The organism is Pseudomonas sp. R3-52-08 (assembly GCF_003851745.1).
GTDB lineage: Bacteria > Pseudomonadota > Gammaproteobacteria > Pseudomonadales > Pseudomonadaceae > Aquipseudomonas.
Map to the genome: position 1 here is coordinate 1896380 of NZ_CP027730.1, position 14094 is coordinate 1910473.

The following is a 14094-nucleotide window of genomic DNA, read 5'->3' on the forward strand; positions in this document are numbered from 1 at the left end:
CTTAATCGAGCAGGGAAATGGCGGTCGGTGCGTCGTTGCCGACCAGGGCCAGGTCTTCGAATTCGTTGACGGCGTTGATCTCGGTGCCCATGGAAATATTGGTCACGCGCTCCAGAATAATCTCAACGATCACCGGCACCTTGAATTCTTCAATCATTTCCTGAGCGCGGCGCAGCGCCGGCTGGATCTGGCTCGGCTCGAACACGCGCAACGCCTTGCAACCCAGGCCTTCGGCAACCGCGACGTGGTCCACGCCATAGCCGTTGAGTTCGGGTGCGTTGAGGTTGTCGAAAGACAGCTGCACGCAGTAGTCCATTTCAAAGCCGCGTTGCGCCTGGCGGATCAGGCCAAGGTAGGAATTGTTCACCACCACGTGGATATACGGCAGCTTGAATTGCGCGCCCACGGCCAGCTCTTCGATCATGAACTGGAAGTCGTAGTCGCCCGACAGGGCCACCACTTTGCGGCTCGGGTCGGCCTTGACCACCCCGAGCGCCGCCGGAATCGTCCAGCCCAAGGGCCCGGCCTGGCCGCAGTTGATCCAGTGGCGTGGCTTATACACATGCAGAAACTGCGCGCCGGCGATCTGCGACAGGCCGATGGTGCTCACGTAGCAGGTGTCTTTGCCGAACACCTGGTTCATCTCTTCGTACACCCGTTGCGGCTTGACGGGCACGTTGTCGAAGTGGGTCTTGCGGTGCAGGGTGGCCTTGCGCTGCTGGCAATCATGGAGCCAGGCGCTGCGGTCCTTGAGCTTGCCGGCGGCTTTCCACTCGCGGGCGACTTCAATGAACATCGTCAGCGCGGCGCCGGCGTCGGACACGATGCCCAGGTCTGGGGTGAATACGCGGCCAATCTGGGTAGGTTCGATGTCGACGTGGATGAATTTGCGGCCTTCGGTATACACCTCCACCGAACCGGTGTGGCGGTTGGCCCAGCGGTTGCCGATGCCCAGCACCACGTCCGACTTGAGCATCGTCGCGTTGCCATAGCGGTGGGAGGTTTGCAGGCCGACCATGCCCACCATCAGCGGGTGGTCGTCGGGAATGGTGCCCCAGCCCATCAGGGTCGGGATCACCGGAATGCCGGTCAACTCGGCGAATTCCACCAGCAACTCGCTGGCGTCAGCGTTGATCACACCGCCACCGCTCACCAGCAGTGGGCGTTCGGCCTGGTCGAGCAGGGCCAGGGCTTTTTCCACCTGAATGCGTGTGGCCAATGGCTTGGCCAGGGGCAGCGGCTGGTAGGCGTCGATGTCGAATTCGATTTCGGCCATCTGCACGTCGAACGGCAGGTCGATCAACACCGGGCCAGGACGGCCGGAGCGCATTTCATAGAAGGCTTTCTGGAACGCGTAGGGCACCTGGCCGGGCTCGAGCACGGTGGTCGCCCACTTGGTCACCGGCTTGACGATGCTGGTGATGTCCACGGCCTGGAAGTCTTCCTTGTGCATGCGGGCACGGGGCGCTTGCCCGGTGATGCACAGGATCGGGATCGAGTCGGCCGAGGCGCTGTACAGGCCGGTGACCATATCGGTGCCCGCCGGGCCCGAGGTGCCGATGCACACGCCGATGTTGCCGGCCTTGGTGCGGGTGTAGCCCTCGGCCATGTGTGAGGCGCCTTCAACGTGGCGAGCAAGGACGTGATCGATGCCGCCCACCTTCTGCAAGGCCGAATACAACGGGTTGATCGCGGCGCCTGGGATACCGAAGGCGGTGTCCACCCCTTCACGGCGCATCACCAGGACGGCGGCTTCGATTGCTCTCATTTTGCTCATGGTTTTGGTGCCTCTTGCGTTTTGTAATTGTATACAAGTGGTGTCTGGACAAAGTGTATTCACGGCGAGCGGCGTAGGTCAATGCATTTTATAAACTGGCCTTTGCGTTCGTCGGAACGGCTTTTTTCGACGTATGGACGGTTTGTTTGTAAATATTGTATACAAAAAATAAATATCATTGTGTTCTATTTGTTCGATCCGGCATCTGATCAAACAGACGCTCCAACGTATTCCCAATAACAAAAGAAGGACGGCACCATGAGCGCTTTAACCTTGAAGATTGCCACCCAACTGGCCAGCCAGGCCCTCGCTGCGGGTCGCACCATTGCCGCCGCGCCGCTGACCATCGCGGTGCTCGACAGTGGCGGCCACTTGGTCACCCTGCAACGCGAAGACGGGGCGAGCCTGCTGCGCCCGCAGATCGCCATCGGCAAAGCCTGGGGCGCGATTGCCCTGGGCAAAGGCTCACGGCTGCTGGCGCTGGATGCGCAGCAGCGTCCGGCGTTCATCGCGGCGCTGAACAGCCTGGGCCAGGGCAGCGTGGTGCCGGCGCCGGGTGGGGTATTGATTCGAAATCAGGACGGCGTGGTGCTGGGGGCGATCGGGATCAGCGGGGATACGTCGGATACTGATGAGCAGTGCGCGATCACGGCGATCGAGGGGGTGGGGTTGATGGCGGATGCGGGGGTGTCAGCTTGATCTTTGGGTAATCTTGAAAAGCATCGGGGGCAAGCCCCCTCCCACACTTGATTGGGTTCACAGATTTCGATTTGTGAATACGGTCAAATGTGGGAGGGGGCTTGCCCCGGTACAAACCGGGGACATCGTTTACATTTCTAACCGGGGACATGGTTTACAGGTTAATACGCATGATCAGGAGGTAACTGATCATGCCCTGGAACCAAGAGTCTCCGATGAATCAACGAATCAGACTGGTCGCTGACTGGCTTTCTGGTAATTACACCAAAAGCCAGCTGGCGCGCCGCTTTAACGTAAGTCGGCCTACCGTCGACAAATGGATCGGCCGGCACAATGGCGATTTAAAGTCGTTAGCCGAACTGTCCCGACGCCCTCACAACAGCCCCAATAAAACCGACGATGAAATCCTGGCCCGTGTGGTGGCGATGAAGGAGGCGCACGATAAATGGGGTCCGAAGAAGCTTCTCGAGCTATTGCGACTTGAAGATCCCTCCATCGCCTGGCCTTCCCCAAGTACAGCAGGCCAATGGCTTGATCGACTTGGGCTCGTCCAAAAGCGGCGCTTCAAGCGCAGACACGGTAATTCCCCTGTAGTAATGCGCGAGGCCAACGAACCTAACCAGACGTGGTGCGCCGACTACAAAGGGCAATTCAAAATGCATAACGCGCAGATGTGCTTCCCTTTGACCATCACAGACCACGCTTCCCGGATGATTTTGGCGTGCAGGGCTCATTCAAAGATCAAGACTGAACCTGTTAAACAAGCCTTTGAGAGACTGTTTCAGGAGTACGGCATGCCCGAAGTTATTCGGTCGGACAACGGTGTTCCGTTTGCCTCTCCTGGCCTGGCAAGAATATCCACGCTGGCAGTTTGGTGGATACGTCTGGGCATCTATCCGGAGCGCACCATGCCAGGAAGACCGGCCCAAAATGGTCGCCATGAGCGGATGCACCGTAGCTTGAAACTGGAGCTGCCCTTAGGAGAAAACTTAATCGAGCAGCAGCTTTTGCTGGAGCATTTCAGGCATGAGTTCAATTACGTGCGCCCTCATGAAGCGCTCGGTATGAAGCGTCCAGGGGACGTGTATGTGCCGTCTACGCGGATTTACCCAGGATGCTTGCCGGATGTGGAGTATCCGTCCGAAATGAAGGTTCGAAGCGTCAGACAGGACGGGTCGATCAAGTGGAACGGCAAGTTGGTATTTATCAGCGAGGCGCTGTCAGGGGAGCAGATAGGGCTTAAAGAGGCTGAGGATGATGTTTGGGATTTGTACTTGTGTGATTATCCCCTGGGAAGGCTTGGGCGAGGTATGACCCGCGTCCAAGCCTCAAATGTGTAAACGATGTCCCCGGTTTCAGATGTAAACGATGTCTACGGTTCTACACCCCGATTAGCCCAGGCACTGCGGTCTTTCAGTCCGGCTCACACCCCTTGAGCACCAACCGAATAATCGTTTGCGCCGCCGCTTCATAATCCGCTTCATCCAGCTTGGCCTTGCCGGTCACCGCCGAAATCTGCCAGTCGAAATCGGCATAGGTCTGGGTCGCGGCCCAGATGCTGAACATCAAGTGGTTGGGCTCGATCGCCGCGATCAGGCCGCGTTCCACCCAATGCTGGATGCAGTCGATATTGTGCTTGGCCTGGGCATTGAGCTGTTCGACCTGCTCGGCACTGAGGTGGGGAGCGCCGTGCATGATTTCGCTGGCGAACACCTTGGAGGCAAACGGCAAGTCGCGGGAGATGCGGATTTTCGAGCGGATATAGTTGCTCAACACTTCCTTGGGCTCGCCCTCGGGGTTGAACGGCGTGGAAGCGGCCAGGATCGGCTCGATAATGCTCTCGAGCACCTCGCGGTAGAGGTTGTCCTTGGATTTGAAGTAGTAATAGACGTTGGGCTTGGGCAGCCCCGCCTTGGCGGCGATGTCGCTGGTTTTGGTCGCGGCGAAGCCCTTGTCGGCGAACTCCTCGCTTGCCGCCCGCAGGATCTTTTCTTTGTTGCGCTCGCGAATGGTGCTCATAAACCAGGAACTTCCTTGCCAGGACAGGCGGTTGCGCATGGTAGCACCGGCCATCCGCGGGCCTCAACAATGTGCCCGCAAAGCGTTGCGCCGCGCTATGCTCGCGCCATCTCTCACTTTACGGATACCCGATTCATGGCAGGAAGCAGCTTGTTGGTTTTGCTCGACGATATCGCCGCTGTACTCGATGACGTTGCACTGATGACAAAAATGGCGGCGAAGAAAACCTCGGGTGTGCTCGGTGATGACCTGGCGCTGAACGCCCAGCAAGTGTCCGGGGTGCGCGCCGAGCGCGAAATTCCCGTGGTGTGGGCGGTGGCCAAGGGCTCGTTTGTCAATAAGTTGATATTGGTGCCGACGGCGCTGCTGATCAGCGCGTTTGCACCCTGGGCGGTGACGCCGTTGTTGATGCTGGGCGGCGCTTACCTGTGCTTCGAAGGTTTTGAAAAACTCGCGCACAAGTTTCTGCACAGCAAGGCAGAAGACCAGGCCGATCACGCGCAGTTAAGCGAAGCGGTGGCCGACCCGGCGACGGACCTGGTGGCCTTCGAAAAGGACAAGATCAAAGGCGCGATTCGCACCGACTTCATTCTGTCGGCCGAAATCATCGCCATCACCCTGGGCATCGTCGCTGACGCGCAGCTTACCCAGCAGGTGATCGTGCTGTCGGGCATCGCCATTGTCATGACCGCAGGCGTTTACGGGTTGGTCGCGGGTATCGTCAAGCTCGACGACCTTGGGCTGTGGCTGACACAGAAGCCGGGCCAAGTGGCGCGCAGTATTGGCGGCGCCATCTTGAGTGCGGCACCGTACATGATGAAAAGCCTGTCGGTGATCGGCACGGCGGCGATGTTCATGGTCGGCGGCGGGATCCTGACTCATGGCGTGCCGGTGGTGCATCACTGGATCGAAACCGTGAGCCAGAACGCCGGGGCGCTGGCTTGGTTGATGCCGACATTGCTGAATGCGGTGGCGGGGGTTATTGCCGGGGCCGTCGTGCTGGCGGTTGTATCAATACTTGGCAAAGCATGGCGAGCAGCGAAACGCTGATTAGTTCGCATCGAGTACAGTTTGAAACGCTGTTTAAGCTTAATCCTACAGTTCGATTTTTCAGGCATTTATAGGATGCGTTGCGCTTCTTCATGTGTAGAGCGCGATAAAAAAATGGATCGACAGGGGGTTAAGGATGAACTGGTGTTTTCAAGCGATGAAAAACTATATCAAGTTTAGTGGGCGAGCCTGTAGAAGAGAGTACTGGGCGTTTGTAGTGATGGACATCATGGTGATTTGGGGCTCTATTTTGATAGCGTACCTGGCAGATGTTTCTTCGAGTCCTTGGTTTATCGTCCCATTTGGCTTTTATGTGCTGTTTATGATCCCCCCTGCGGTGTCAGTGACATTCCGCAGGCTTCATGATGTGAACATCACGGGGGCGTATGCACTTTGGTTTTTGATACCGGTCGTTGGTTTTATAATGGTGTCCATCCAGTTGCTCACTCAGGGCGATAAGGGGGATAACGATTACGGTGTGCCTCCTAGTAAAAATGTCAGCTAGGTAATTGAGTAAAGCCAGTGCAATAAAAAAGGCCATTCATTCGAATGGCCTTTTTTATGGTCAAGAGATGATCGTTCCCTCGCTCCGCGTGGGAATGCATCCCGTGACGCTCCGCGTCACCCTTGCGCAGGTGCTGGATTTTGCGCTGAAAGCGGGACGCGGAGCGTCCTGGGTGGCATTCCCACGCGGAGCGTGGGAACGATCTTGTAAGGGGCGCTGTTTACTCGGCAATCTGCAATTTGCGCGATTCCGTGTAGATATAGCGCACCTTTTCATACTCGAACGGCGAGTTCATCTGGCCGTAGCGGAAGCTGGTCTGGTAGCGCTTGTCCACGGCGCGCAGAGCCCAGATTTCCGGGTGGTTGGAGCTGACCTCGGACACGTTGAGGAAGTTGATCTGCGACTCGGCGGTGTAGTCCACCAGCAAGCCTGCGGTATCGCGCAGGTTCGACGGGCCGAAGATCGGCAAAACGACGTAGGCGCCGCCCGGCACACCGTAGAAGCCCAGGGTCTGACCGAAGTCTTCGCTCTGGCGCGGCAGGCCCATGGCGGTAGCCGGGTCCCACAGGCCGGCGATGCCGATGGTGGTGTTGACCAGCAGGCGACCGGTGGTCTCCAGGGAGCGATGGCCCTTGAGTTGCAGCAGGCTGTTCAACAGGTTGGGCACGTCGCCCAGGTTGTTGAAGAAATTGCTCACGCCGGTGCGCAGGAAGCTCGGCGTGACGTAGCGGTAACCGTCCACCACCGGCAGGAACACCCATTGGTCGAAGCGATAGTTGAAGTGGTACACGCGGCGGTTCCACGACTCCAGTGGATCGTAGACGTTGAGCGCGGTCAGCGACGAGCGCTCGAATTCACGCTGGTCCAGGCCGGCGTTGAACTTGAGTTTGGTCAACGGTTCCTTGAAACCGTCGGCACCGACCTTGACCGGTTCATGGGCCTTGCTGTTGTCGGCATTGGCCACGCCCGCGCACATCAGTGCGGCAAGCAGCAGAAGATATTTAGCCACGGAAGAACTCCAGCATGGCGTCGGCGTTGACGCGGTAATTGAGGTTGCCGCAGTGGCCGCCCAGCGGGTAGACGGTCAAGCGATCGCCGAAGGTTTTACGCAGGAAACCCAGGTCGCCCGGGCCGAGGATCACGTCGTCGGCGTTGTGCATCACGGCGATCTTCGGGCTGGCGTGCAGGTAGTCCTTGAGCGCGTACAGGCTGACCTGGTCAACCAGTTGCAGCAGGCTGCCGCCGTCGGAGCGGGCGCGCCACATCGGGATCACCTGTTCGGTGAGGTAGCAGTCGAAGTCGCACTGCAGGGCACGCTTGAGGAACGGCGTGAGGCTGGTGCCTTCGGTGATCGGGTATTTCGGCGGGATGATCAGGCCGCGACGGTTGATCAAGTCCGAGGTGAAGGCGATGTCGGCAGCGGAGAAACGGAACGAGGTGCCGATCAGCATGGCCATCTGTTCGTTGGTCAGGTGCTGCTTGGATTGCTGGAAGTCGTAGAGCAGGGCGTCGTTGAGGTCGATGTAGCCCTTTTGCTGGAAGTAGCGGGTCAGCTTGCTAAGCACCAGCTCATAGAAGGTGGTGGTGTTGTTGATGCCCTTGACCTCGGTCTGTACCAACTTGTCGAGGTTGGTGATCGAGGTGTAGAGGTTGACCGGTGGGTTGAGCAGCAGGACTTTCTTGAAGTTGAAGCTGCGACGGGTTTCGTCGAGCTTGCTGACAAACGCCGCGTCCAGGGCGCCCAGGCTGTAGCCGGTCAGGTAGAAGTCAGTGACCGGCAGCGAGGCGTTCTGCGCGCGCACGGCTTGCATCACGCGGTACATGTCTTCGGCGTCTTCCTGGGTGATACCCGGAGTGGCGAAGCGCGACGCGGCGCTGATGAAGTCGAAGCTGGTCGGCGACGACAGCTGCACCACGTGGTAGCCGGCCTGGTAATACAGTTTCTTCAGGTATTCATTGATGCTGCTGTCAAACCGCGCACCGGTGCCGGCGATCAGGAAGATCAGCGGCGCGGCGCGGTCCTGCTTGGCAATGCGGTAGGTGAGTTTCTTCACCGCCCAGAAGTTGTCCGGCAGGCTGAACTCGCGCTCGGGTCGCATGTTCAAGGTGTAGTCGGATTGATTGATCTCGTCGTCAGTCGGCAGGGTTGGCCGAAGATCGGGCGGCGTGGTGGCGATGGTCGCTTCGAACGGGTTCGTCAAAGGGTAGCCATAGCTGGCCTGGTCGATATCGACGGCCAGTGCTGACGCACTCAAAAAAAGGCTGCCCAGCAAGGCAGCACAGCGCAAGGAACGGAGCATGACTTAATCCCTAGGAGGAAAGGTGCTGAATGAAATTCGCAGGCTATGACCACCGCGTTGCCACCGAAGTGCCAGCCCTCGGCACGAAAAGTCGGAAAAAACGTGGGAATCGGAGTAATAGCTGGCAGAAGATACACTTTGCCACGCATTGATGAACAGATATCTGCGCAGACACCTTGCTAACGGCCGCCGTGGGATTAAGCTGAGCGCCGTTTTTGCCTATCGGAGTGCCCCATGTCCCGTCGTTTGCCGTTGATCCTGCTGCTTATCGCCCTGCCGTTATGGTTGGCGGCCAGTTACGCTGCGCGTTATGGCTTCATGGAAGACGGGCAGTGGGTTGGCATCTGTGCGGATGAGGCCAGCCGTTGGGAATGCCAGGTGCGTTCGAACCTGGGCTTGATGATTCATTTCAAGGTACTGGGCTGGGGCGCGCTGGTGACCTCGGTGCTGGCGTTTTTCGTGCCGGGCCGGGCGGGATGGGGCTTGGCGGTGCTGGGGCTGGTGTTTGGGTTGCCGGCCCTGGCCTTGTATAACACCACGTTTGCGGTGTTTGCTGTGGTGATTGCAGGGTTGCGGTTGGTCAGGAAGCCTCGCGTCGCCTGATAGGGCCAATCGGGGGCAAGCCCCCTCCACACTTGATTGGGTTCACACATTTCCATTTGTGAATACGGTCAAATGTGGGAGGGGGCTTGCCCCCGATGGCGGTGTTAGGACTTGCGCACCCGCAAGCAGCGCCACAAAGCTGCAACCATGAGCACACTCACCACCGCCCACCCCCAGGCCTGCTGATTCAACAAACCTTCCCGGAACAGCTGCGGCGCAATGCCGGCACCGATGATGAAGGCCAGCAAAGCAATCTCCCGACGCGGCCCGCTCACCGGGCGCACCAGGTACACCAGGGCCGGCAGCACCAGTGCCGCGCTGGGGAAGCTGCGATAACGCGGGTCGAACACCAGCGCCAGCATCATCACCGCACCGGCAAAGCCGGCAATCGCCACCAGCCAGCCCGCACGTTGCTGCAGCCAGTTGAATGCGCGTTCACGCCAGCCGTCCCTGGCGCTGAGTGCCAGGGCGGCGTGGGCCAGTACCAGCAGGTTCAACACCACCAGCAAGCCGGCCCACACCCATTCATCATTAAAGCGCGCGGTGACGCGGGTCAATTCGGCCCAGGTGCCGAGGGAGCATGCGGCAATCGCACCCAGCAGCGGCAGTGCGAGGGCCGCGCGGGTTGTGCGCACGCGCCCGCCCAACACCAATGTACCCAGCAGAATCATCCCACCAACGCCCAACCACAGCGGCCAGTACGGTACGTTGCTGACTGGCCCGGCGAGGGTGCCCTTGTCCTGGCGATCAGCATCGAACAGGCCCCAATAACCGCCCACTGCGCCTTCACTGGCGCGCTTCCAGGGCTGGTCAAAGGCTTCGATCAGGTTGTAACGCCAGCCATTGGCTTCGGCCATGGCGACAAAACCACGCATGAACTTGGCTTCGTTGACCCGGCTCGGCAAGGCGGTTTCGCGCTGGCGGCCTTCACTGGGCCAACCGGTTTCGCCGATCAGGATGTCCTTGGGCGCGAACTTGTGGCCGAAGGTCTGGCGTACATCGCCTACGTGTTTGAGCGCCTGGTCGATGCCGGACGGCTCATCTTCCCAATACGGCAGCAGGTGAATGGTCAGGAAATCCACCGCCGGGGCAATTTCCGGGTGTTGCAGCCAGAACTCCCACACATCGGCGTAGGTGACCGGTTGCTTGATCTGGCGCTTGACCGTTTGGATCAGCGTCACCAGTTGTTTGGCGGTGACTTCCTTGCGCAACAGCGCTTCGTTGCCGACGATCACCGAGGTCACTACGTCCGGGTTGGCATTGGCTGCCGTGATCAACTCGTCGATTTCCTTTTGAGTGGCTACCGGGTCACTGCTGACCCAGGCGCCGGCCATCACCTTCAAGCCATGCTTGCGCGCCATGCCCGGCAAGGCTTCCAGGCCGGTCATGGAATAGGTGCGGATGCATTCAAAGCGTGTGGCCAGCAGGGCCAGGTCGGCGTCCATGCGCTCGGGGCGCAGCTGGAATGGCTGGTCGAACGGCGACTGGTCCTTGTCGAACGGCGTATAGGACGCACATTGCAGCTTGTGGCTGGCGCTCGCCACATCCGGCAGCACCACCGGCCGGCCGAGGCCATACCAGTAGCCGACGAGGGCAAGCAAGCCAATGAACAAGGCGAAAACATAGGGCAGGGCAGGGAGGCGGGCAGTCGCGGGCATGGTCGGCTTATCTGGGGGAGCAAAGGCGCGCATCTTACCCGTAATTGTCGCGTTCCAGTGGGGCCGCATACTTTTGACATGCAAAGTTCGGGCGGGAATAGGTGGGCAAGTCCTACAAAGTGGTCTGCTGGCGATGTGATGTCGTTTCTTGCTCAACCAAGGTCGCTGACAGAGCAGGGCAAAGGCCTACGCAGGTTGATGATAAAACTGTCAGTACTCCACTGATGCCTCAGCAACCGGATCGATGCGCGTGAAGGGGGCGCGTTGCACCGTATAACAACAGGTTGACGTCGCTCGGCATTCGTCGGGCGCAGCACTTTCGGGGAAGTACATATGAAGATGCGACGACTCTTGGGCGCAGCTGCCACTCTGGTAGTTGCGATGGGCTCCACACTGGCCAGCGCCGACAGCAAAACCCTGAGCATCGGTTACGTGGACGGCTGGTCCGACAGCGTTGCCACCACCCATGTGGCGGCAGAAGTGATCAAGCAGAAGCTCGGCTATGACGTCAAACTGCAAGCGGTCGCCACCGGGATCATGTGGCAGGGCGTTGCCACCGGCAAGCTCGACGCCATGCTGTCCGCCTGGCTGCCGGTGACTCACGGTGAATACTGGACCAAGAACAAGGATAAAGTGGTCGACTACGGCCCCAACTTCAAGGATGCAAAAATTGGCTTGATCGTGCCGGAGTACGTCAAGGCCAAGTCCATCGAAGACCTCAAGACCGACACCACGTTTAAAAACAAGATCGTCGGCATCGACGCCGGTTCAGGCGTGATGCTCAAGACCGACGAAGCCATCAAGCAATACGGCCTCGACTACAAACTGCAGGCCAGCTCGGGCGCCGCAATGATCGCCGAACTGACCCGCGCCGAAGACAAGCAGGAATCCATCGCCGTCACCGGTTGGGTGCCGCACTGGATGTTTGCCAAGTGGAAACTGCGTTTCCTGGATGACCCAAAAGGAATTTATGGTGCTGCTGAAACCGTCAACAGCATTGGCAGCAAGGGCCTGGAGAAGAAAGCGCCGGAAGTCGCGGCCTTCCTGAAGAAGTTCCAGTGGGCCTCCAAGGATGAAATCGGTGAAGTCATGCTCGCTATCCAGGAGGGCGCCAAGCCTGATGCAGCGGCCAAGGATTGGGTGGCCAAGCACCCTGAGCGTGTCGCTGAGTGGACCGCTAAGTAACTTTCCCTGTTGATGCAATACCCTGTGGGAGGGGGCTTGCCCCCGATGGCGATGGTTCAGTCAGAGCATTCTTGGCTGACCTACCGCCATCGGGAGCAAGCCCCCTCCCACATTAGTTTCGCACCGCCTCAAATTTTTCTGTGCTCCAGCAATCCCTCGCTACACTCGATCTACTACTAAGGTCGTCTGGAACCCTTTCCACAGCCGCATACAGTGGATACGTTCCAATAATAAAAAAGCTGTGCTGCGAGGATAAAAACAATGAACGACAGCATTTACCTCTCGATTCAAAACAGCCCGCGCTTCAAGGAGCTGGTCAGAAAAAGAGAAAAGTTCGCCTGGATTCTCTCGGCGATCATGCTTGGGCTTTACTCCGGTTTCATCCTTTTGATTGCCTACGGGCCACACGTGCTGGGGGCCAAGATCAGCCCCGGTTCGTCGATTACCTGGGGCATTCCCCTGGGCGTCGGACTGATTGTGTCCGCCTTCATCCTGACCGGCATCTACGTACGCCGGGCCAATGGCGAATTTGACGACCTGAACAATGCGATTCTCAAGGAGGCTGCGCAATGATCCGGCGTCTATTGGCGGTACTCGGCGCTTCGCTGTTTGCTCCGGCCCTTTGGGCGGCCGACGCATTGACCGGCGAAGTGCAAAAGCAACCCCTGAATGTCTCGGCCATCGTGATGTTTGTCGCGTTCGTCGGCGCTACCCTGTGCATCACCTACTGGGCGTCCAAGCGCAACAAATCGGCGGCCGACTACTATGCGGCCGGCGGCAAGATCACCGGTTTCCAGAACGGCCTGGCGATTGCCGGTGACTACATGTCGGCGGCGTCCTTCCTGGGGATTTCCGCGCTGGTGTTCACCTCCGGCTACGACGGCCTGATCTATTCGATCGGCTTCCTGGTGGGCTGGCCGATCATTCTGTTCCTGATCGCTGAGCGCCTGCGCAACCTGGGCAAGTACACCTTTGCTGACGTGGCGTCCTATCGCCTCGGGCAAACCCAGATCCGCAGCCTGTCGGCCTGTGGTTCGCTGGTGGTGGTAGCGTTCTACCTGATCGCGCAGATGGTCGGCGCGGGCAAGCTGATCCAACTGCTGTTCGGCCTCGATTACCACGTTGCGGTGATCCTGGTAGGTATCCTGATGTGCATGTACGTGCTGTTCGGCGGCATGCTGGCGACCACCTGGGTGCAGATCATCAAGGCGGTGCTGTTGCTGTCCGGTGCCTCGTTCATGGCGCTGATGGTGATGAAGCACGTCAACTTCGACTTCAACATGCTGTTTTCCGAGGCGATCAAGGTTCACCCCAAAGGTGAAGCGATCATGAGCCCGGGCGGCCTGGTGAAAGATCCGATCTCGGCGTTCTCCCTGGGGCTTGCGCTGATGTTCGGTACTGCGGGCCTGCCGCACATCCTGATGCGCTTCTTCACCGTGAGTGATGCGAAAGAAGCGCGCAAAAGCGTGCTGTATGCCACCGGCTTTATCGGCTACTTCTATATCCTCACGTTCATCATCGGCTTTGGCGCGATCCTGTTGGTCAGCACCAACCCGGCGTTCAAGGATGCAGCAGGCGCCTTGCTGGGCGGTAACAACATGGCGGCGGTGCACCTGGCCAACGCGGTGGGCGGCAGTATCTTCCTGGGCTTCATCTCGGCCGTGGCCTTCGCCACCATCCTTGCGGTGGTTGCCGGCCTGACCCTGGCCGGTGCCTCGGCGGTGTCCCATGACCTGTATGCCAGCGTGATCAAGAAGGGCAAGGCCAACGAGAAAGATGAGATTCGCGTGTCGAAGATCACCACGGTCGCCCTGGCAGTGCTGGCTATCGGCCTGGGTATCCTGTTCGAAAGCCAGAACATCGCGTTCATGGTCGGCCTGGCGTTCTCGATTGCGGCCAGCTGTAACTTCCCTGTGCTGCTGCTTTCCATGTACTGGAAAAACCTCACCACCCGTGGCGCCATGATCGGCGGCTGGCTGGGCTTGATCAGCGCCGTGGGCCTGATGATCCTGGGCCCGACCATCTGGGTGTCGATCCTGCACCACGAGAAGGCGATCTTCCCGTATGAATACCCGGCGTTGTTCTCGATGATCATCGCGTTCGTGGGTATCTGGTTCTTCTCCATCACCGACAAGTCGGCGGCGGCAGAGAAAGAGCGTGCGCTGTACTTCCCGCAGTTTGTGCGTTCGCAGACTGGCCTGGGGGCGAGTGGGGCGGTTAACCACTAAGCTTGTAACTGGATGAGAAATGCCCCGGTCGAAAGGCTGGGGTATTTTTTTGCCTTGGATTTAGTGGTGT

Annotated in this window: 13 protein-coding genes; 8 read left to right on the top strand and 5 right to left on the bottom strand. The window is 59.0% G+C overall.

Annotated features, from left to right (window positions below):
- Position 1: 1 nt before the first annotated feature.
- Positions 2-1777: a glyoxylate carboligase gene (gcl, locus tag C4J91_RS08785; RefSeq protein WP_124361965.1), complete on the bottom strand. Its 1776-nt coding sequence runs from the start codon at positions 1775-1777 to the stop codon at positions 2-4.
- Between the two features lie 258 nt (positions 1778-2035).
- Between gcl and C4J91_RS08790 the strand changes: the two genes are divergently transcribed.
- Together C4J91_RS08790 and C4J91_RS08795 are read left to right on the top strand one after the other, a co-directional pair.
- A complete protein-coding gene (locus tag C4J91_RS08790; RefSeq protein WP_124361966.1) occupies positions 2036-2476 on the top strand; it encodes a heme-binding protein in 441 nt (146 codons plus the stop codon).
- A 191-nt stretch (positions 2477-2667) separates the two neighbouring features.
- The gene (locus C4J91_RS08795) at positions 2668-3816 is read left to right on the top strand and encodes a DDE-type integrase/transposase/recombinase (protein WP_124361143.1); all 1149 of its coding nucleotides are present in this window, start codon (positions 2668-2670) and stop codon (positions 3814-3816) included.
- 73 nt (positions 3817-3889) lie between these two features.
- Here C4J91_RS08795 and C4J91_RS08800 read toward each other — a convergent pair whose 3' ends face one another.
- Positions 3890-4495, bottom strand: coding sequence for a TetR/AcrR family transcriptional regulator (locus C4J91_RS08800; protein ID WP_124361967.1), 606 nt, complete (start codon positions 4493-4495; stop codon positions 3890-3892).
- A gap of 135 nt (positions 4496-4630) precedes the next feature.
- Between C4J91_RS08800 and C4J91_RS08805 the strand changes: the two genes are divergently transcribed.
- Entirely contained in the window at positions 4631-5545 is a 915-nt protein-coding gene (locus C4J91_RS08805; RefSeq protein ID WP_124361968.1) for a DUF808 domain-containing protein, read from the top strand.
- Between the two features lie 157 nt (positions 5546-5702).
- Positions 5703-6050, top strand: coding sequence for a DUF805 domain-containing protein (locus C4J91_RS08810; RefSeq protein ID WP_124361969.1), 348 nt, complete (start codon positions 5703-5705; stop codon positions 6048-6050).
- A gap of 220 nt (positions 6051-6270) precedes the next feature.
- Here C4J91_RS08810 and C4J91_RS08815 read toward each other — a convergent pair whose 3' ends face one another.
- Positions 6271-7059 carry a VacJ family lipoprotein gene (locus C4J91_RS08815; protein ID WP_124361970.1) on the bottom strand — a complete coding sequence of 263 codons (789 nt, stop codon included), beginning with the start codon at positions 7057-7059 and terminating at the stop codon, positions 6271-6273.
- Positions 7052-8350, bottom strand: coding sequence for a serine/threonine protein kinase (locus tag C4J91_RS08820; RefSeq protein ID WP_057722697.1), 1299 nt, complete (start codon positions 8348-8350; stop codon positions 7052-7054). The genes C4J91_RS08815 and C4J91_RS08820 overlap by 8 nt, the downstream gene beginning before the upstream one ends.
- Before the next feature lie 234 nt (positions 8351-8584).
- On the opposite strand from C4J91_RS08820, the gene C4J91_RS08825 reads away from it, so the two are divergent.
- On the top strand, positions 8585-8953 hold the full coding sequence (locus tag C4J91_RS08825) for a hypothetical protein (protein WP_124361971.1): 369 nt from the start codon (positions 8585-8587) through the stop codon (positions 8951-8953).
- Positions 8954-9057: 104 nt separating this feature from the next.
- On the opposite strand, the gene C4J91_RS08830 is transcribed toward C4J91_RS08825, so the two are convergent.
- Positions 9058-10611, bottom strand: a complete 1554-nt coding sequence (locus tag C4J91_RS08830) for a glycosyl hydrolase family 17 protein (RefSeq protein WP_124361972.1) — start codon at positions 10609-10611, stop codon at positions 9058-9060.
- Between the two features lie 333 nt (positions 10612-10944).
- Here C4J91_RS08830 and C4J91_RS08835 point away from each other — a divergent pair, with 333 nt between their 5' ends.
- The 3 genes from C4J91_RS08835 to C4J91_RS08845 all read left to right on the top strand — a co-directional run bounded on the left by C4J91_RS08835 (position 10945) and on the right by C4J91_RS08845 (position 14024).
- Positions 10945-11796: a glycine betaine ABC transporter substrate-binding protein gene (locus C4J91_RS08835; RefSeq protein WP_003233255.1), complete on the top strand. Its 852-nt coding sequence runs from the start codon at positions 10945-10947 to the stop codon at positions 11794-11796.
- Positions 11797-12057: 261 nt separating this feature from the next.
- Positions 12058-12369, top strand: a complete 312-nt coding sequence (locus C4J91_RS08840) for a DUF485 domain-containing protein (RefSeq protein WP_124361973.1) — start codon at positions 12058-12060, stop codon at positions 12367-12369.
- Complete coding sequence (locus C4J91_RS08845; protein ID WP_124361974.1) at positions 12366-14024, top strand: cation acetate symporter; 1659 nt, start codon at positions 12366-12368, stop codon at positions 14022-14024. The genes C4J91_RS08840 and C4J91_RS08845 overlap by 4 nt, the downstream gene beginning before the upstream one ends.
- The last annotated feature ends 70 nt before the right edge of the window (positions 14025-14094 follow it).